Source organism: Corynebacterium jeikeium (assembly GCF_028609885.1).
GTDB lineage: Bacteria > Actinomycetota > Actinomycetes > Mycobacteriales > Mycobacteriaceae > Corynebacterium > Corynebacterium jeikeium.
In genome coordinates this window covers 295,394-313,370 of record NZ_CP063195.1, presented here as the reverse complement: position 1 = coordinate 313,370, position 17,977 = coordinate 295,394, and the positions used below count along the sequence as shown (strand labels likewise).

The window sequence follows — 17,977 nt, the reverse complement described above, 5'->3', positions numbered from 1 at the left end:
ACCTTCCTCAATGGAGTTTCAGTTCACTTCCATTGTGCCTTGGCAGCCCCTAGGTGGCGAGGTCTACACGGAAGATTCGCCCTCGTCCTACCCCCTGGCGCGTTCTTTCTCGCGCTGTTGTACCTTCGTTCCCTCTCCTTCGTAGTGACGCCCACTTGTCCGGCCCGAGGTGGCCTCCACATCGCTTTCCGCGGTGGCCTGTTGGGAGTCTTCCGGTGCATCGTCCCCGGTCAGGGAGCGTTCCAGCAGGGAGCGCTTGCGCACGACGACGAGGGCGACGATCACGGCCAGGCCGATCAGGATGACGGCGACCACGCCGAGGAAGCCGAAGTAGTTCACCAGGCGGCTGGAGTTCAGCAGCATCAGCAAGCCGCCGACAACTCCACCAAGCACTTCTGGCTTCATAATAGTTACGATCCACGCGGCGATCGGTGCGGCGATGGCGCCGCCGACCAGCAGGCCGACGACTGGCTGCCAGTTGTCCGCCAGTTCCGACCCCATGCCGGTAACGAAGCCAGCGGTGGCGGAGATTGCGACCAGGAACTCGGCAGTGTTCACCGTGCCGATGATGCGACGCGGCTCGGCCTTGCCCACACTCATGAGGGTGGAGGTTGTAACCGGCCCCCAGCCACCGCCACCGGAGGCATCCAGGAAACCACCGGCCAAGCCCAGCCCTGCCAGGCCGAAGCGGGAGCGGCGGGTGGTGGATACCGGCTGGGTATCTTCGTTCTTTTTCCACGGCACGGCCACACTGCGTACTAGGACGTAGGAGCCGAGCAGCACCAGGAGGGTGGACACAACCGGCTCGGCTGCCTTGGTCGAAAGGTTGCTGAGCACGTAGGCGCCCATGAATGCGCCGATCGCGCCCGGTACGCCGAGAGCCAGTACGGTCGGCCAGTGGACATTCTTCAGTCGCCAGTGAGACAGGCCGGAGAACAACGTGGTACCGACTTCTGCCAAGTGAATAGCGGCGGAGGCGTGGGCGGGGCCCAGGCCGGAGAAAATCAACAGGGTGGTTGCGGTGATGCCGAATGCCATGCCCAGTGCGCCGTCGACCAACTGGGCGGCCACGCCAACGAGGGCAAAAATCAAGATCTTCATGAGGGGTTAGTCCTTGCTGTCTATGAGGGCTATCTGTGAGTGGTAGAAGGGCTAGAGCGACTAGTGCGCTTATTGCAGGGCGCGACAGGCGCGGTTGATGACGACTGGGGCTACGGCGTCACCGAGGTGGCGCGTACACTTCCAGCCATTTGGCATTCGGATCTTGGCCTTGTCCCATAGCAGGCCGGGGCTGACGAACAGCGGGACGGTGACGGTGCGTTCATCTGCGAATTTCAGCAGCGCCTCCGTGTCGCAGCCCGGGTTGTTACCGGTGGCGACGAAGGCGCGGGTGCTGCGCATGTTCAGGCGGGCGCCGACGCGGCCGGCGAACTCGGCGACGGCCTCGTTCGCACCCGGCTGGCTGGAGCCCACGGAGTACAGCGCGAGCTTGTCAGTGCTGTCAGCACTACTGCCAGCGAGGTACTGGGCCGTGAAGTCGGCAACCAGCTCCTCCATGTCCGCACCGGTTCCCAAGCCATCAGTGAGGTGGAGGGTCAGGCGGGCGGACGAGGTGGCGTCAATAGAGTCAACGGCCTCAGCAATTGCGGCAGGAACGTCGAAGCGAGCGTGGAAAGCCTGCGTGAACAGCAAAGGAACCACTACCGCCTCCGAGTAGCCGGCCGCGACAACGCGGTGGGCGACCGTCGTGAGGGTGGCGGGGTGGAAGTCCAGGAAGGCGGCGAAGGCCGGCAGCCCAGTGCTTTCGGAAATGCGCTCGGCGATCTCGAAGACCGCCTGGTCCGCCTGCGGGTGGCGGGATCCATGCGCCAAGCAGATGATGGGTGCCGGCCGAGTCATGTTAGTTCACCAGACCTGCGGTCAGGGTGTCGCCACTACCGGGGTTGATCAGCAGCAGGGAACCCACGCGACCGCCGCGGCGGTAGGTTTCGACGGGCAGCGGCTCGGCCACCGTCACGCGCACCTCCGCGATGTCGTTGAGGGCCAGCTCGTCGGCGCTACCGTGGGCGATCTCCTCCTCGCTGCGGTTGCGGCCGGAGATGTCCACGCGACGGATGACCTCATCCACGCGGCCGCGCACCAGCGCGGTGCCGTAACGCACCAGCACATTGCTGCGCAGGCGCACCGGGGTCTCGGACAGGTGGAAGACCGTTGCAGTGAAGGACTGCTGAGGCTCCGGCAGGTCGGAGGCGGCGATGATGTCCCCGCGAGACAGGTCAATGTCGCGGTCCAGGCGCAGGGAGACGGACTCGCCGCGGGTGGCGGTCTGCTGCTCCCCTGCCGGGCCGTCGATGCCCTCGATGATCGCCTCGCGGCCATCGGCCAGCACCTTATCGCCGACGGACACCTTGCCCGCGGTGATGCGGCCTGCGTAGCCACGGTGGTCGGTGGCGTGGTCGCGGATGACGATCTGGATCGGGAAGCGCAGGCCGCGCTCCACGTCAGCGATGTTCTTCGCCGGCTCGGTGGTCTCCAGGATCTCCAGCACGGACGGGCCCGTGTACCAGGGGGTGTTCTGGCTGCGTTCGACGACATTATCGCCCAGCAGCGCGGAGGTCGGAATGACGTCGACGTGCGCCAGACCCAGCTCGGAGACCAGCGCATCCACGTCGGACTTCACATCATTGAAGACCTGCTCGCTGAAATCGACCGCGTCGATCTTGTTCACGGCCACGATAACGTGGGAGATCTTCATCATCGCAGCCACGGTCAGGTGGCGACGGGTCTGCTCGATCACGCCGTTGCGGGCGTCAACCAGAACAATGACGAGCTCCGAGGTGGACAGGCCCGTGACGGTGTTGCGCGTGTACTGCACGTGCCCCGGGGTGTCGGCCAGGATGAAGCTGCGCTTGTCGGTGGCGAAGTAACGGTAGGCCACATCGATGGTGATGCCCTGTTCGCGCTCGGCACGCAGACCATCGACCAGAAGCGACAGATCCGGGTTCTCCAGGCCCTTGGCGTTGGAAACGCGCTCTACGGACTCATACTGGTCGGCCAGGATGGACTTCGTATCGTGCAGCAAGCGGCCCACGAAGGTGGACTTGCCGTCGTCGACGGAGCCGGCGGTGCACAGGCGGAGGGTCGGCAGGTTGGTGGACATCAGAAGTAACCTTCCTTCTTGCGATCCTCCATGGAGGACTCACTGAGCTTGTCGTCGGCACGGGTGGCGCCGCGCTCGGTGGTGGTGGATTGGCGGATTTCGTCGATCACGTCCTCGATGGTCGTGGCGGTGGAAAGGACGGCGCCGGTGCAGCTCATGTCGCCGACGGTGCGGTAGCGCACGGTCTTTTCGACGAGCTCCTCGCCTTCCTTCGGGCCACCCCACTCGCCCGGGGTCAGCCACATTCCGTTGCGGTTAAAGACCTCGCGCTGGTGGGAGTAGTAGATCGCCGGGACCTCAACGTCGCGGTCGCGGATGTAGTCCCACACGTCGGCTTCGGTCCAGTTGGAGATCGGGAACACGCGGATGTTCTCGCCCACCTGGTGGCGGCCGTTGTACAGGCCCCACAGCTCGGGTCGCTGGCGGCGCGGGTTCCAGCCGCCGAAGCTATCGCGCACGGAGAACACGCGCTCCTTGGCGCGGGCCTTCTCCTCGTCGCGGCGGGCGCCGCCGAGCACCGCGTCGTAGCCGCGGTTCTGGATGGTCTCCACCAGCGGCACGGTCTGCAGTGGGTTGCGGGTACCGTCCGGGCGTTCCTGGATGGCACCGCTGTCGATCCAGTCCTGGACGGCGGCTACGTGCAGGGTCACCTTCGGGTCCGCGGCGATCTTGTCGCGGAACTCGATGACCTCCGGGAAGTTGTGGCCGGTATCCACGTGCACCAGTTCGAAGGGAACCGGTGCGGGGTGGAAGGCGCGCTTCGCTAGCTCCAGGACGACGACGGAATCCTTGCCGCCGGAAAACAGCAGCGCGGGGCGGTCGAACTGGCCTGCTACTTCGCGCAGGATCTCGATTGCTTCCGCCTCGAGGCTCGCCAGGTGCGGCGAGAGGGCGGTGGTGTTTTCATTGCTCATGTGTGAAGTCCGCATTCTGTCTTGTTGGAGCCGGCCCAGCGGCCGGATCGGGGGTCCTGTCCTGGGGCAACTGGCAAGGTGCAGGTTTCGCAGCCGATCGACGGGTAGCCCTGCTTGGTCAAGGGGTTGATGATCAGGTCGTGGTCGTTGATGTACGCCTCCACGTCCTCGTCGCTCCAGGCGACGATGGGGTTGATCTTCAGCCGCCCGGTGCGGTCCACGTCCAGCACCGGGGTGTTGGCGCGCAGGGCGTTGTCTACGCGGCGCACGCCGGTGATCCAGGCGTTGAAGGGGTTCAGCATTCGGGCCAACGGCTCGACCTTGCGCATGCGGCAGCAGGCGGTGTTGTCGCGGGAGTACAGGCGCGGGCCGTAGACCTTGTCCTGCTCCTCGCGGTTGAGGACCGGGGTGATGTTCTCCAGCGGCAGGTTGTAGCGCTGCTGGACCTTATCGCGGGTCTCGAGCGTTTCGGCAAAGTGATAGCCGGTATCCAGGAACACCAGCTCTGCACGGTCTTCTGCCAGGCGGCCTTCCGCCAGCTCAGCCAGGACGGTGTCCTGCATGGACATGGTCACGGCAACCTTGCCGGGCACGTGCTCGGCTACCCATTCCATGATCTCTTCAGCGCTGGCGCCTTCTAGCTTGTCGTTCCACTCGGCGACGAGCTGCTCGTTAGCGGCTCTCTCTTCGTCGCTCAGCGGTGTGGTCTTGGTTGGCGCACCCTGCGGACTCTCGGCGGGGTCTCGGAAGTCATCCGAATTCCCGCCGAGCAGGCCGGTCGCATCTACCAGGCTCATGAGCTCCTCTTCTCGGGGTTGATGTCTAATTTGTCGAAGTGTGCTTCTTAAGAACTCGGGGGAACTCTTAGCTATTCCCTAGACAGACCGATCGGTCTGTTATGGCTTTCACCACAATAGACCAATCTGTCCATCCCTACAACCGGGTTCAGGATTATTTGTGACGCCACACCACCGCGACCTGCACAAAGGCCACGAACAACCCCTCAGGAGTGGGGGCTGGGGGCGTCAATAAATCAGTGAGTCAATAAAGGGTCTGCTACAGAAGCTGTCCGTGGAATTTGACGGAGAACACCCGCATACACTCGCGGCACTGCCAGGCATTGTCGGTCTCCGCATCCGGGAACAGGTTCTGAGACATGCAGTAGGGGCAGTTGTTCACTGTCGCGCGACGGGCATTCGGGTGCCCCACACGGCCGCCGACCTGCTCGTTCACGCTCGGCAGAGAGTCTTTATCCGGAACACTCATCAACTACACCAGCAGCTCATCGTCGGCGCGGACAACCCAATCGCGGAACTCCTCGCCCTCGGTGCGGTGAGACTTGAAGTTCTCCACCACTCGCACCACATAGTCACCGAGATCCTTGGAAAAGACCTGGTTGCCGCGCACCTTCTTGCCGAAGTGCGGCTCCAGACCAATGGTTCCGCCGAGGTGCACCTGGAAGCCCTCCACGCGCTCCCCCTCGTCGGTGGTGAGGATCTTGCCAGACAGGCCGATATCCGCCACCTGGGTGCGAGCACAGGAATTCGGGCAGCCGTTGAGGCTAATCTTCAGCGGCACGTCGAGGTCACCCAGGCGATCCTCCAGCTCATCCACCAGGGCGATGGCGCGCTGCTTGGTGACGACGTGTGCGAGCTTGCAGAACTCCAGACCGGTGCAGGAGATGATGTCGCGACGGAAGGCCGAGGGCTTGGCGGACAGGCCGAGTTCCTCCAGGTCTGCAGCTAGCGCCTCCGCAGCCTCGCGCTCTAGATCCAGGAACAGCAGCTCCTTGTCCGGGGTGGTGCGAATGTTGGTGGTGCCATGCTTTTCCGCCAGGTCGGCCAGTTGCTGCAGCTGCTTGCCATCGGTGTGACCGACAGTGGGTTTAACACCCAGGTAGAAGCGGCCATCCTTCTGCTCGTGCAGGCCGACGTGGTCGCGGTAGCCCGGATACTCTTCCGGCTCCGGACCGTCCAGTAGTGGGCGCTTGAGGTACTCGTTTTCCAGAACCTCGCGGAACTTCTCTACACCCCAGTCGGCCACCAGGAACTTCAGTCGGGCGCGGTTGCGCATGCGGCGGTAGCCGTAATCGCGGAAGATACGAACCACGCCAGCCCAGACTTCGGGAACCTCGTCGATCGGAACCCACACGCCCAGGCGCTGGGCGAGCATCGGATTGGTAGACAGACCACCGCCGACCCAGACGTCGAAGCCGGGGCCGTGCTCCGGGTGCTCGGAGCCGATGAAGGCGAGGTCCTGGATCTCATGGGTTACGTCCTGGCGGGCGTGGCCGGAGATCGCGGACTTGAACTTGCGCGGCAGGTTGCCGAACTCGGGGTCCGGCAGCAGCTCCTTCTTAATCTTCTCGATAGCCGGGCGGCCGTCGATGATTTCATCCTTGGCAATGCCCGCGACCGGGGAGCCGAGAATGACGCGCGGGACGTCGCCGCATCCAAAGAAGGAATCCAGGCCGACCTTCGCCAGCTCGTCCCAGATAGTCGGCACATCTTCGATGCGTATCCAGTGCAGCTGCACGTTTTGGCGGTCGGTGAAGTCGGCGGTATTGCGCGCGTACTTTTCGGAGATCTCGCCGATGGTGCGTAGCCCCTCGGAGCTAACCACGCCGCCATCCAGGCGGATGCGCATCATAAAGTAGTTGTCCTGCAGCTCCGTGTTGGTCAGGGTCGACGTCTTCTCACCGTCGAGCCCCTGCTTGCGCTGGGTATACATGCCAACCCACTTGAAGCGCGGCGCGAGGTCCTCAGCGGGGATCGAGTCGAAGCCCTCCTTGGAATAGATGTCGCGGATGCGCTGCATCACACTAATTCCAGGATCTTCCTGCTTTACCCGCTCGTCGTCGTTGAGCGGCTCGCGGCCGTCCACAGCCCATTGCCCCTGTGGCTTGCGCTGCTTCTTGCGGCGCGGGCGCGCTGGCTTTTCCTCGGTGCTCGTTCCGGTGCTCATGGTGCCTCAAATTCCGTCTAGACTGATCTGTCTGTCTACATTGCCCGGTTCAGCCTAGATGGGTTCTCGCCCAAATTCAAGCGAAATGTTGATTTTTATAGACAGAGTTGTCTATAGTTCGGGGAGTTACCCGCGGTGACCCGATTTAGCGACCCTGCGTGGAATTTCGCTACATTAGAATGTGTAAATTCATGAGCAGTTCGAACGCTTTATGCGGTTCACGCGGCGCAGCGACAAACCGCACCGCGCGAGCTCAGCACCGCGGTTTACCCAATAACCGAAGTACAACCCGAATAAGAAGGATTTTCACCTGACATGCCCGAGAATCGCCCTCTTCGCATTGCAGTCATCGGCTCCGGCCCGGCAGGCATCTACGCCTCCGACGCGCTGACGAAGTCTGAGGCCGACGTCAGCGTCGACATTTACGAGCGCATGCCGGCCCCCTTCGGCCTGATCCGCTACGGCGTTGCCCCCGACCACCCGCGCATTAAGGGCATCATCAAGTCCCTCCACAAGGTGATGGATAAGCCCGAGATCCGACTGTTCGGCAACATCAACGTCGGTGAGGACATCACCGTCGACGAGCTCAAGCAGTTCTACGATGCGGTTATCTACGCCACCGGCGCCACCGACGACCGCCCGCTGAACATCCCCGGCGGCGAGCACACCATCGGTGCCGGCGAGTTCGTCGGCTTCTACGATGCCAACCCGTACTTCGAGGACAAGTGGGACCTGTCCGCAGACTCCGTCGCCGTCGTCGGCGTGGGCAACGTCGGCCTGGACGTCGCCCGCGTGCTGGCTAAGACCGGCGAGGAGCTGAAGGTCACCGAGATCCCGGACAACGTTTACGACTCCCTGAAGGAGAACCAGGCCAAGGAAATCCACGTCTTCGGCCGCCGTGGCCCGGCGCAGGCTAAGTTCACCCCGCTGGAGCTGAAGGAGCTCAACGATTCCGACACGATCGAGATCGTTATCGACCCGGAGGACATCCAGTACGACGAGGGTTCCGAGGAGGCCCGCCGCGCGTCCAAGATTCAGGACATGGTCTGCACCCGCCTGGAGCAGTACGCCATCGCCGACCCGAAGGGCGCTCCGCACAAGCTCTACATCCACTTCTTCGAGTCCCCGGTTGAGGTTAAGACTGACGCCGAAGGCCGCGTGACCGCATTCGTCACCGAACGAACCGAGCTCAATGGCGATGGCTCTGTCTCTGGCACCGGCAAGCTCACCGAGTGGCCGGTCGGCGCGGTCTACCGCGCCGTGGGCTACAAGTCCGACGAGCAGCCGGGCCTGCCGTGGGATGAGCGTCAGAACGTGCTTCCGAACGTCGGTGGCCGCGTGCTAACTGAGGGACCGACCGCCGATGGAATCGCTGGCGTTCCGGGTTCCGCCGACCCGGAGGCAGAGAAGCGCGAGCGCCTGACCGGTGTCTACACCACCGGCTGGGTCCGCCGTGGCCCGGTCGGCCTGATCGGTAACACGAAGGGTGACGCCAACGAGGCCGTCGCCAACCTGCTGGAGGATGCTGCCAACGGCATCGGCTTTAACCCGGAGAAGCCGGATCTGGAGGCCGTCGAGGCTTTCCTCGAGGAGAAGGGCATCGCCCACACCACGTGGGAAGGCTGGTACAGCCTGGATAAGCACGAGCGCGAGCTCGGCGAGGCAGAAGGCCGCGAGCGTAAGAAGGTGCGCGAGTGGGACGAGATGCTGCGCCACTCCCAGGGCAAGAACGTCTGAATACGGACTCTCTGCAAAGACACTAGGCAAGGACACCGAAGACTGTGGCCAACACCCCCTCCCCCGCCGCCAGCTCAGCCTCTGGCGCCGCCGAGTTCCCGGATGTTCACTTCACCGGGCGCGCGCTGCTAGCGATGCCCGCTCAGCAGCTGCACCCGCTGTACAAGCTGCGCGTGGACGTGTTCGTCCACGAGCAGCAAACCCCCTTCGCGGAGATCGACGACATCGACCCGCACCCGAACACCCACCACGTGCTGGCATACATCCACCCAGGCAGCGGCCCGGAGTACCCCTTCGGTCAGCCGGATCCGGGATCTCCCCTGCGCCTGGTGGGCACGGCGCGCGTGTATGGCAAGCCGGATGACCAGCACATTGGCCGTATGTGTGTGGCCCAGGATGTCCGCGGGCGTGGCATCGCTACCCAGATCATGGAGCAGGCCCTAGAGGTCTGCAAGGGCCGCGCCGCCGCTCTAGACCCGACCACTCAGGTCGCCCGCGTTTCCCTAAACGCCCAGACACAGGCGCAGGACTTCTACGCGAGGTTCGGCTTCCAGCCGGTCGGCGAGCCTTTCGACGAGGAGGGCATCCCCCACGTCACTATGGAGCTGAAACTCTAGCCCGGCACCCCGCCGCTACCGCGCCACCATCTCCGCCGCGAACTCGGCGCACTTTTTCTACCGCGCCACCTCTCCACAGCGGTTCAACCGCGCGCGTGGAGGCGTGAATGTCGTTAGAACGAGAATACGTCAGCGCGCGCTGGCCTCCTCAAATTCTCACAAGCCTCTGAACTGCAGATTTACATTTTCGACACTCATTGCTATTAACGTATTCCCGTTCTAGCGACATTCCCCCACCCAGCGGCGACATTTCTACCCACGGGGCGGCACGTATTCCCGTTCTAGCGACATTTACCCCACCCAACGGGGAATTACCTCCCACGGGGCGGCACGTATTCCCGTTCTAGCGACATTCCCCCGCCCAGCGGCGACATTTCCCCTATCCCCGCCGGCACCCCGCCACTACCGCGCCACCATCTCCGCCGCGACCTCGGCGCACTCCTTGCGCCCGCACGTCGCGCTCTCCGGGTCCGCGGCGCATTCTTCGCACAGCAGGATCTGCTCGCGGCACTGTTCGTTCACGCAGTTGTGGAAGTCGTTGGTCGCGTGCCCACATGCCCGGCAGCGGCCCAGCGTAGCGGCGTCATCACTAAATTCCATGTGCATGCGCCCGTCGAAAACATACAGGGAACCTTCCCAAAGGCCCTTGTCCCCGTACTTTTCGCCGTAGCGGACGATTCCGCCGTCGATCTGGTAAACCTCCTCGAACCCGCGGTTCTTCATCAGCGAGCTCAGGATTTCACAGCGGATACCGCCCGTGCAGTACGTGACGACTGGCTTGTCCTTCAGGTCGTCGTACTTTCCGGATTCAATCTCGCTGATGAAGTCGTGGGTGGTGCGCACATCGGGCACGATGGCATTTTTGAACTTGCCGATCTCCGCCTCCATGGCGTTGCGCCCGTCGAAGAAGACGACCTCGTCGCCCCGCTCCTCCACCAGCTTGTTCACTTCCTCCGGCTTCAGGTGCACACCGCCGCCAATCACACCGTTCTCGTCCACCTTCAGCTCATCGGGAGCGCCGAAGGCCACGATCTCGTCGCGTACCTTCACGGACAGGCGCGGGAAGTCGTCCGCAGATCCCGCGGACCACTTGAACTCCATCTTCTTGAATCCAGGGAACTCGCGAGTGCGGCGCACGTATTGCTTACAGCTGGCCAGCGATCCACCAACAGTGCCATTGATGCCGTGCTTACTGATGAGGATGCGGCCTTTAAGCTCCAGCTGTTCGCATAGCGCACGCTGCCACAGCATCACCGCGGTCGGGTCGTCGATCGGGGTGAAGCAGTAGTACAGCAGAATTCGAGTTTCGTTGAGGTCGGTTGCGCTATGTCCCATACCTCGGATTTTAGGTCTACTGCCCGCCTTCTGCGAAAACCGTCGGGCGCACCTCGATGTACCCGGCGGCTTCTTCGGCGCGCTGCCGGGCCTGGTTGATGTCTTCGGCGGTGGCTACTGCCACTCCCATTCGCCGCCGCGTGAGTGCCCGGGGCTTGCCGAATAGGTAGACGTTGGCTTCTTCTACTGCCATTGCCTTATTGACGCCCACGTATTCGATATCGCCGTCATGTTTATCCTCGCAGCGGATAACCGCGGAGGCCCCCGGGGAGATCAGCGTGGTATCGATCGGCATCCCAAGGATGGCACGTGCGTGCAAATCGAATTCAGAGAACCGCTGGGTGCCGAGGGTAACCATGCCGGTATCGTGCGGGCGGGGACTGACCTCGGAGAAGTAGACGTCATCGCCCTTGACGAACAGCTCCACGCCGTACACTCCGCGGCCCCCCAAGGCGGTGGCGATGCGGGCGGCGATGCTGCGAGCGGTATCCAGCGCGTCCTCGGACATGTGCGCGGGCTGCCAGGATTCCACGTAGTCGCCGCGGTCCTGGCGGTGGCCGATGGGCTCGCAGAACCAAGTGGCCTCTCGACCGGTGGCGGGGTCGATGGAGCGCACGGCCAGGATGGTGACTTCATAGTCAAAGGGGATGTACTGCTCGACCATGACCCGCTGGGCGTTGGTGCGGGAATGCTTCAGCGCCGCGTTCCAGGCTGCTTCTAGTTCGTCTACTCCCCCGACGTAGCTTTGGCCTGCGCCGGAGCTACTCATGACGGGCTTGACCACACACGGGTAGCCGATTTCCTCGGCGGCGCGGGCGAGCTCGTCGGCGGTGGAGGCGAAACGGAAAGCACTGTTCGGCAGGCCCAACTTGTCGTGAGCGAAGGTGCGGATGCCTTCGCGGTTCATGGTCAGACGGTTGGCCAGGGCTGTCGGCACAACAGAGGCCACTTCGTCGGCCTCTAGCTCCTGGAGTACATCGGCGGGAATGGTCTCGGAATCCGGGACGACGAAGTGCGGGCCGACCTCGCGAACCAGCTGGCGGATGGCATCGCCGTCGTGGATGTCCAACACGTGGGCCTTGTTCGCCACAAGGTGTGCGGGCGCGCCGGCGTAGCGGTCCGCAGCGTGCACCTCCACGCCCAGGCGTTGCAGAGCGATGGCGAGCTCCCGCCCCAGCTCGCTGGCGCCGAGCAGAAGAACCTCTAGGGAGGAAGGTGTCAGTGGAGTGCCAATTGCCTCGGGAGTGTACATAGTCTTTCACCTTACTTATGCCCACATATTTACGCTGCTAGCCCCGCCGCGCGCGGGCTTGTAGCCCGTGCGACCTGATGGAATGATCTATTTTATGAGTGAAATGCAGCCGAACCTCCAGCGTCACAGCTCCCTGCCTTGTTCCCGCCGCTCTTTTCTGCGCGGCGTGGCAGTAGCTACTGCTGCCACCGCCTCCGGCGCCCTGCTGGCTGCCTGCGCTAGTGAGGAAGTTGTGGCGAAGGCCGATGCCGCGGACTTGGAGGTCGGCGGCGCGACGATCCTAGACGGCTGGGTGCTCTCTCGCCCCGGTGAGAACGAGTACAAGGCGTTTTCTACCACTTGCCCGCACGCCGGCGGCACCATCAACTCGATTGAGAAGTCCGGGGACGTCACCGTAGCGGTCTGCCCGAAGCACATGTCCAAGTTCGACGTCGCTACGGGCGACGTAGTGGAAGGTCCTTCGCGCGATCCGATGACCCCCGCCAAGAAGGTCGAGCGCAATGGCGACTCGATCGAAATTACGGACTAGCCAGCCATATCAATCCGCAGGTCACTGACCTGCGCTGCGAAGCGCGCATCATGGCAGGTCCACAGCACCGTCGGCGCGCCCGCTCCGCCTCTCCCGATTAGCCGGGCATACTCGCCGTCCACATAGCGGTGCATCAGTTCCGCCAGCTCGCTGTAGCCCGGCGCGTCTAGCCCCACGGTCGGCTCATCCAGCATCACCAGGTCCGCGCCACGCACCATAGCCGCCGCTACTAGGACGATCCGCCGCTTCGCCGCGGGCACGTCCAACGGATGCGTACCCGCCCATTTGCCCAACCTGGCGAAGTCAATTGCCGCTGCGGCCAGCTCCTCGCCTGCTCCCACAGCCAATTCCTCTGCCACGGTCCGGCAGGTCACTGCCTGATCCATCTGCGTGGGCGCCCAGCCCTTCAGTCCTTCCGCGCGCAGCGTCCCCCGGTACTTCAGCAGCCCTAGCGCGCCCAAAAATAGGGTCGTCTTGCCGCACCCGTTCGGCCCGGCCAGGTGTACTACCCGCCCCGTGGGGACCTCCAGGTTTATGGGGCCGACGCCACCCCGGCGGAAAACCGCATCCCGTGCCAGCAGGGCCGTCCCCGTGCTCCCCTGCTTGGTGTTATCCGGAGCCGCCGATTCGGCGGCAGGTTTCGGTGCGGGGGCATCGGTCAGGGTGCCATCAGCTAAAAGGCGCTGGTGCGAGGGGGCGTCATCACTTAAGGGCGAACCCGCACGATCATAAACGGTGACGGACCCCGGAAAGTCCGCGATGGTGCGGCGCAGGGTGTCGACGGCGGCGGCGTCCAGGCCATCGAGGGGGCAGTCCAGCACGAGCGTGTCGGGACGAGCCAGCAGAGCTGCGGCGATGGCCACGCGGCGGGTCTGGCCGGTGGATAGGGCGGCGGGATTCTGCTCGGCTTGGCCCTCCAACCCCCACAAGCGCAGGGCGGCCTCCACGCGCTGCTGCATCTCGGCGCGTGGCACCCCGCGCTGCTCCATGGGGAACGCGAGCTCTTCAGCGACCGTGTTGCGCAGCAGGGAGATGTGCGCGCTGGCCTCGTTGCCAACCCACGCCGCGCCCGTCTTTTCTGCGTGCGCCCAGGCATGTTCGGATAGTCCGACGCCACTATCTCCCCAAATGAAGGTATTCAAAGGCATTGTTCGCACAGGATCTTTCTGGTCGTTTGCTGGTGCCCACAGCCCAGCTAGTGCACTGCCCACCAGCATCCCACCACCAGGGCAGCGATGGCCAGTAGGCGGACGCCCCAGTCCAGGGCCGTATCCGGGACGGGGCGCAGTACGGTACGCGGACCGGGCTCGCCGATGCCTGTGCGCTGCAGCGGGCGGGCGCGAGTGGCAGCATCGTCCACCATGCCGACAATCAGCGGCAAGATCATGCGGCACTTCGCCCCCAAGGTGGAAACGTCCACGCCGCGGGAGGCGCGGACCTGTTGGATTGTCAGCCAGCGGGCGCGGGCCAGTGGTAGCAGCCGGGCTGTCGCGCCGACGACGTACACCAGCTTGGCGGGCAAGCGGGGCTGGACGGTGCGCATCAGCTGATCAAGGTTTACGAAGCTGCCGATGGTGAGTCCGATAGTGGTGGCAGCCAGGAAGCGGCTACCGAGGGACAGCGCGATGTGGAGGCCGTCGCGGGTGATGATCCACCAGCCCGGCTCCTGGCCGAAGGGGGCGTACATCAAACCGAAGCCGATAAAGGCCGGTAGCCCTAAAAGGTTGGCTGCTAGGAAGGGACGACGGGGCGTCGCGAAGAAAAGAGCCACTAGGGCGCACAAACCCCACGCGATAGCGCTCACGGCGAGACTATCGGCGACGAGGACGAAAATCACCCCGCTGGCGGCGAGGGTGAGGTAGGTCAGTGGGTTCATGCGGCCTTGTCTGCTGCGGCGGTGTTGTCGGCAGCAGTGCTGCCATCCTTGCCCGCCGGTGCGAAGGTGCGGCGCGTGCGCTGAGGCAGGGCGCGGATAACCAGGTAAATGATGGTGAACACGATCAGCTTATCGATCGGGTCGGACGTCCAGGACTGCAGGAAAACAGCCGTCATCGGCTCAAAGCCCAGCGAGCGGTAGGCCGTGACCAGCAGACCCGTGCCCGTGCCTGCGGTGCCGCCGAAAATGAAGGAGGCGATCGGGGCGGAGAGCAGGGCCGTCAGGAAGCCGATAACCAGCGCGGACAGGGCGATCTTCCAATACGCGCCGGCCCACCACTTGCCCAGCAGGCCAGCGCAGACGCCGACGAAGGCATAGGCCGCAGCGAAGCCCACGACCGTCGGGTTGAACGTGCCCCACACCAGGGCGGACAGCACGCCAGTGACCAGGCCCGCCCACGGGCCAGCCAGGGCGCCGACCAGCACAGTGCCGATGGAATCCAAATACAGCGGCAGCGGCAGGCCCATGTTGCCGATGATGTGGCCGAGGATCACGTTGATGGCCAGGGCGACCGGCAGGAGCGCGAGGGTGCGCACGGGCAGGCGCGGGATCACGGCGATCAGCGCGAGGATGGCGGGAACGACGAAGCCGACCAGGGCGATGGTGGAGCTCTTGGAGTCTGCGAGGGACTCGTAGTTGGAGTCGCTGGGCTGCCAGATGACGAGGGTCAGCCAGGTGGCAACAATGATGATTGCGGCTAGACCGAGCAGTACATAAGTGGCTTTTTGTGACAGGGGGCGCATGGGGTGAAACCTCAATTTTCGCTAGCTTTCATACCGGCCGGCGCGGGCTGGGTGCAACGTCTATGTCACCTCGACGTTCCACCCGCGCATCACCCCGCGTGGCCAGTGGTTTTGATGTTGGTTAAATGCTTACAGCCTGCGGACCCGATGCACAAATCGCAGGGCTTCCGGCAGGGCAATTCGGTGGACTTTCGGGCGCGGGGGCGGGGGTTATGGAACCCCGATTTAAGTGATCTAGTTGACAGACCAAGCTGTCTATTCTTAAATAGTTGAGCAAGCGACCCACGCACCGGCAAAGGCAATGCCTCGCCACTTGTGTGCGCCTTCTGGAGCCCCGGGAAAGGCGCACCCGCGCGGGAACCGCACTGGCAAGAATTCCATACAGCTTTACAGCTAGACACAGCCCCGCCAGGCGGGGCCAATAGGAAAAGGAAGACAGGAAAGACAATGACTTTCAACGCAACCGTCGCCGGGGTACCGCGCATCGGACCCGACCGCGAGCTAAAGAAGGCTCTCGAGGGCTACTGGCGCGATAACTCCACCGGCCGCAACCTGGCTACCACCGCAACTCGCCTGGTCAACGACTACACCGACGAGCTGCTGGCCGCGGGTCTGGATTCCGCAGCGTTCTCCGGCCGCTCCTTCTACGACGCAGTGCTGGACACCACCGCCCTGCTGGGCCTGCTGCCCGAGCGCGTTGCCGATATCGCAGACCACGACAACGACGGCCTGCCGCGCTTCATCGACCGCTACTTCGCCGCCGCCCGCGGCACCAAGGAGCTGCCGGCATCCGCAATGACGAAGTGGTTCGACACGAACTACCACTACATCGTCCCGGAGCTGGCCAAGGACTCCCGCGTGGAGCTGGACGATTCCGCCTTCCTCGAGGACATCCGCGACCAGGTCACCCGCGCAGGCGAGGCCGTTCGCCCCGTGCTGGTTGGCCCGCTGACGTACCTGGCGCTGTCTCGTACCGTCGATGGTTCTGATGCCTTTGCTCACCTCGAGGAAATTTTTGACGCCTACTCCCGCCTGCTCAAGCGCATCGCGGACCGCGGCGTTAAGTGGGTACAGTTCGACGAGCCGATCCTGGTCACCGACTTCGCCTACGCTGATGCGACCGCCAACGAGGATCTGCTGAAGCGCACCCGCGCTGGCTACGAGAAGCTGGTTGAGGCTGCGGGTGCTGGCGATGAGGGCGTCAACCTCCTCATCCAGACCTACTTCGGCGACGGCAACGCTGCCATCGAGCTGCTGGGCGGTTCCGGTGTGGCTGCCTTCGGCGTGGACCTGGTCACCGGTGGTGCTGCCGCCGCCGAGCTGCCCGCCTGGACCGGCAAGGAACTGCTGGCCGCAGGTGTTGTGGATGGCCACAACGTCTGGCGCACCGACCTGGACGCAGCACTGAAGACCCTGCAGGGACTCAAGGAGCGCGGCCCGGTTGCCGTCTCCACGAGCTGCTCCCTGCTGCACGTGCCTTACTCCCTGCAGCGCGAGCAGAACCTGAACCCCGAGGTGCAGAAGTGGCTGGCTTTCGGCTCCGAGAAGATCCGCGAGGTCGCTGCCCTGTCCCGCACCCTGCGCGGCGAGCAGACCGAGGCCGACGAGCAGCTGTTCGCCGAGACTCGCGAGGCCATCGAGGATCGCAAGAACTCCACCCTGACCCACAACGCCGCCGTGCGCGAGCGCCAGGATTCCGTGACCGACGCTGACCGTCGCCGCGACTCCATCGAGGCCCGCCGCGAGGCGCAGAAGGCAGAGCTGAACCTGCCGCCGCTGCCGACCACCACCATCGGCTCCTTCCCGCAGACCACGGAGATCCGCCAAGCGCGTGCGAAGCACCGCAAGGGCGAGATCGACGACGCAGCCTACACCCAGGCCATGAAGGACGAGGTCGCGGACGTTATCAAGCGCCAGGAAGAGCTGGGCCTGGACGTGCTGGTGCACGGCGAGCCGGAGCGCAACGACATGGTGCAGTACTTCTCCGAGCAGCTGGACGGCTACCTGTCCACCGAGCACGCTTGGGTGCAGTCCTACGGCTCCCGCTGCGTGCGCCCGCCGATCATCTTCGGTGACGTTTCCCGCCCGCACGCTATGACTGTCGACTGGTACAAGGTTGCAGCCGACCTGACCGACAAGCCGGTCAAGGGCATGCTGACCGGCCCGGTGACCATGCTGGCTTGGTCCTTCGTGCGTGACGATCAGCCGCTGGGCGAGACCGCCGACCAGGTTGCGCTGGCTCTGCGCGACGAGATCGACGACCTGATCGCCGCTGGCGCCCGCGTGGTACAGGTGGACGAGCCTGCCATCCGCGAGCTACTGCCGCTGCGCAAGGAGCAGCAGCCGGACTACCTGAAGTGGGCCGTTGGCTCCTTCCGCCTGGCTACCTCCGGCGCGGAGAACAAGGTGCAGATCCACACCCACATGTGCTACTCCGAGTTCAACGAGCTGATCGACACGGTCTCCAACCTGGACGCCGACGTGACCTCCATCGAGGCCGCCCGCAATGGCATGCAGGTTCTGGCTGCGCTGAAGGACGAGGGCTACGAGCTGGGCGTTGGCCCGGGCGTGTGGGACATCCACTCCCCGCGTGTTCCAAAGCAGCAGGAGGTCGATGACCTGCTGACTGCCGCCCTGGATTCCGTCGATCCCTCCCTGCTGTGGGTTAACCCGGACTGCGGCCTGAAGACCCGTGGCTGGGAAGAGACCACCGCCTCCCTGGAGGTTCTGGTTTCTGCCGCTAAGAAGGCCCGCGAGCGCGTCTAGTTTCGTCTAGCGCCCGCAGACCAC

General features: G+C 64.1%; 16 protein-coding genes. 4 read left to right on the top strand and 12 right to left on the bottom strand.

From position 1 onward, the window contains the following. Window positions 1–87: 87 nt before the first annotated feature. The 7 genes from CJEIK_RS01310 to CJEIK_RS01280 form a co-directional block, all read right to left on the bottom strand. Window positions 88–1,101: a sulfite exporter TauE/SafE family protein gene (locus CJEIK_RS01310; protein ID WP_005296943.1), complete on the bottom strand. Its 1,014-nt coding sequence runs from the start codon at window positions 1,099–1,101 to the stop codon at window positions 88–90. Window positions 1,102–1,170: 69 nt separating this feature from the next. After that, entirely contained in the window at window positions 1,171–1,899 is a 729-nt protein-coding gene (locus CJEIK_RS01305; RefSeq protein WP_005296946.1) for a sirohydrochlorin chelatase, read from the bottom strand. Window position 1,900: 1 nt separating this feature from the next. After that, on the bottom strand, window positions 1,901–3,160 hold the full coding sequence (locus tag CJEIK_RS01300) for a sulfate adenylyltransferase subunit 1 (protein WP_005296949.1): 1,260 nt from the start codon (window positions 3,158–3,160) through the stop codon (window positions 1,901–1,903). Next, window positions 3,160–4,074, bottom strand: coding sequence for a sulfate adenylyltransferase subunit CysD (gene cysD, locus CJEIK_RS01295; protein WP_005296951.1), 915 nt, complete (start codon window positions 4,072–4,074; stop codon window positions 3,160–3,162). The genes CJEIK_RS01300 and cysD overlap by 1 nt, the downstream gene beginning before the upstream one ends. Continuing rightward, complete coding sequence (locus CJEIK_RS01290) at window positions 4,071–4,871, bottom strand: phosphoadenylyl-sulfate reductase (RefSeq protein ID WP_005296954.1); 801 nt, start codon at window positions 4,869–4,871, stop codon at window positions 4,071–4,073. The genes cysD and CJEIK_RS01290 overlap by 4 nt, the downstream gene beginning before the upstream one ends. Window positions 4,872–5,130: 259 nt before the next feature. Continuing rightward, window positions 5,131–5,340 (bottom strand): hypothetical protein, encoded by a 210-nt coding sequence (locus tag CJEIK_RS01285; RefSeq protein ID WP_005296957.1) that lies wholly within the window; start codon window positions 5,338–5,340, stop codon window positions 5,131–5,133. Window positions 5,341–5,343: 3 nt separating this feature from the next. Continuing rightward, complete coding sequence (locus CJEIK_RS01280) at window positions 5,344–7,038, bottom strand: nitrite/sulfite reductase (RefSeq protein WP_005296958.1); 1,695 nt, start codon at window positions 7,036–7,038, stop codon at window positions 5,344–5,346. Window positions 7,039–7,353: 315 nt separating this feature from the next. Here CJEIK_RS01280 and CJEIK_RS01275 point away from each other — a divergent pair, with 315 nt between their 5' ends. Together CJEIK_RS01275 and CJEIK_RS01270 are read left to right on the top strand one after the other, a co-directional pair. Further along, the gene (locus CJEIK_RS01275) at window positions 7,354–8,775 is read left to right on the top strand and encodes an FAD-dependent oxidoreductase (protein ID WP_005296959.1); all 1,422 of its coding nucleotides are present in this window, start codon (window positions 7,354–7,356) and stop codon (window positions 8,773–8,775) included. 44 nt (window positions 8,776–8,819) lie between these two features. Beyond that, window positions 8,820–9,392, top strand: a complete 573-nt coding sequence (locus CJEIK_RS01270; protein WP_005296962.1) for a GNAT family N-acetyltransferase — start codon at window positions 8,820–8,822, stop codon at window positions 9,390–9,392. Window positions 9,393–9,794: 402 nt separating this feature from the next. Here CJEIK_RS01270 and trhO read toward each other — a convergent pair whose 3' ends face one another. Next, window positions 9,795–10,727, bottom strand: a complete 933-nt coding sequence (gene trhO, locus CJEIK_RS01265; RefSeq protein ID WP_005296964.1) for an oxygen-dependent tRNA uridine(34) hydroxylase TrhO — start codon at window positions 10,725–10,727, stop codon at window positions 9,795–9,797. Window positions 10,728–10,743: 16 nt separating this feature from the next. After that, window positions 10,744–11,979: a formate-dependent phosphoribosylglycinamide formyltransferase gene (gene purT / locus CJEIK_RS01260; RefSeq protein WP_005296965.1), complete on the bottom strand. Its 1,236-nt coding sequence runs from the start codon at window positions 11,977–11,979 to the stop codon at window positions 10,744–10,746. 94 nt (window positions 11,980–12,073) lie between these two features. Here purT and CJEIK_RS01255 point away from each other — a divergent pair, with 94 nt between their 5' ends. Then, on the top strand, window positions 12,074–12,508 hold the full coding sequence (locus tag CJEIK_RS01255) for a Rieske (2Fe-2S) protein (protein WP_248623877.1): 435 nt from the start codon (window positions 12,074–12,076) through the stop codon (window positions 12,506–12,508). On the opposite strand, the gene CJEIK_RS01250 is transcribed toward CJEIK_RS01255, so the two are convergent. Genes CJEIK_RS01250 through CJEIK_RS01240 form a run of 3 tightly spaced genes read right to left on the bottom strand, consistent with a single transcriptional unit; the run spans window position 12,505 to window position 15,187 of the window. After that, window positions 12,505–13,656: an ATP-binding cassette domain-containing protein gene (locus CJEIK_RS01250; RefSeq protein WP_005296971.1), complete on the bottom strand. Its 1,152-nt coding sequence runs from the start codon at window positions 13,654–13,656 to the stop codon at window positions 12,505–12,507. The genes CJEIK_RS01255 and CJEIK_RS01250 overlap by 4 nt on opposite strands. Window positions 13,657–13,703: 47 nt before the next feature. Further along, window positions 13,704–14,384 (bottom strand): energy-coupling factor transporter transmembrane component T family protein, encoded by a 681-nt coding sequence (locus CJEIK_RS01245; RefSeq protein ID WP_005296973.1) that lies wholly within the window; start codon window positions 14,382–14,384, stop codon window positions 13,704–13,706. Then, the gene (locus CJEIK_RS01240; protein ID WP_005296976.1) at window positions 14,381–15,187 is read right to left on the bottom strand and encodes a hypothetical protein; all 807 of its coding nucleotides are present in this window, start codon (window positions 15,185–15,187) and stop codon (window positions 14,381–14,383) included. The genes CJEIK_RS01245 and CJEIK_RS01240 overlap by 4 nt, the downstream gene beginning before the upstream one ends. A 447-nt stretch (window positions 15,188–15,634) precedes the next feature. Between CJEIK_RS01240 and metE the strand changes: the two genes are divergently transcribed. Beyond that, complete coding sequence (metE, locus tag CJEIK_RS01235) at window positions 15,635–17,953, top strand: 5-methyltetrahydropteroyltriglutamate--homocysteine S-methyltransferase (protein ID WP_005296978.1); 2,319 nt, start codon at window positions 15,635–15,637, stop codon at window positions 17,951–17,953. Window positions 17,954–17,977 lie beyond the last annotated feature (24 nt).

Coding starts and splice junctions, on each gene's coding strand:
- CJEIK_RS01305 (WP_005296946.1), bottom strand. CDS start 1,899: ATGACTCGGCCGGCACCCATCATCTGCTTGGCGCATGGATCCCGCCAC.
- CJEIK_RS01245 (WP_005296973.1), bottom strand. CDS start 14,384: ATGAACCCACTGACCTACCTCACCCTCGCCGCCAGCGGGGTGATTTTC.
- CJEIK_RS01310 (WP_005296943.1), bottom strand. CDS start 1,101: ATGAAGATCTTGATTTTTGCCCTCGTTGGCGTGGCCGCCCAGTTGGTC.
- CJEIK_RS01280 (WP_005296958.1), bottom strand. CDS start 7,038: ATGAGCACCGGAACGAGCACCGAGGAAAAGCCAGCGCGCCCGCGCCGC.
- CJEIK_RS01250 (WP_005296971.1), bottom strand. CDS start 13,656: ATGCCTTTGAATACCTTCATTTGGGGAGATAGTGGCGTCGGACTATCC.
- cysD (WP_005296951.1), bottom strand. CDS start 4,074: ATGAGCAATGAAAACACCACCGCCCTCTCGCCGCACCTGGCGAGCCTC.
- CJEIK_RS01240 (WP_005296976.1), bottom strand. CDS start 15,187: ATGCGCCCCCTGTCACAAAAAGCCACTTATGTACTGCTCGGTCTAGCC.
- CJEIK_RS01290 (WP_005296954.1), bottom strand. CDS start 4,871: ATGAGCCTGGTAGATGCGACCGGCCTGCTCGGCGGGAATTCGGATGAC.
- purT (WP_005296965.1), bottom strand. CDS start 11,979: ATGTACACTCCCGAGGCAATTGGCACTCCACTGACACCTTCCTCCCTA.
- CJEIK_RS01285 (WP_005296957.1), bottom strand. CDS start 5,340: ATGAGTGTTCCGGATAAAGACTCTCTGCCGAGCGTGAACGAGCAGGTC.
- CJEIK_RS01300 (WP_005296949.1), bottom strand. CDS start 3,160: ATGTCCACCAACCTGCCGACCCTCCGCCTGTGCACCGCCGGCTCCGTC.
- metE (WP_005296978.1), top strand. CDS start 15,635: ATGACTTTCAACGCAACCGTCGCCGGGGTACCGCGCATCGGACCCGAC.
- trhO (WP_005296964.1), bottom strand. CDS start 10,727: ATGGGACATAGCGCAACCGACCTCAACGAAACTCGAATTCTGCTGTAC.
- CJEIK_RS01255 (WP_248623877.1), top strand. CDS start 12,074: ATGAGTGAAATGCAGCCGAACCTCCAGCGTCACAGCTCCCTGCCTTGT.
- CJEIK_RS01275 (WP_005296959.1), top strand. CDS start 7,354: ATGCCCGAGAATCGCCCTCTTCGCATTGCAGTCATCGGCTCCGGCCCG.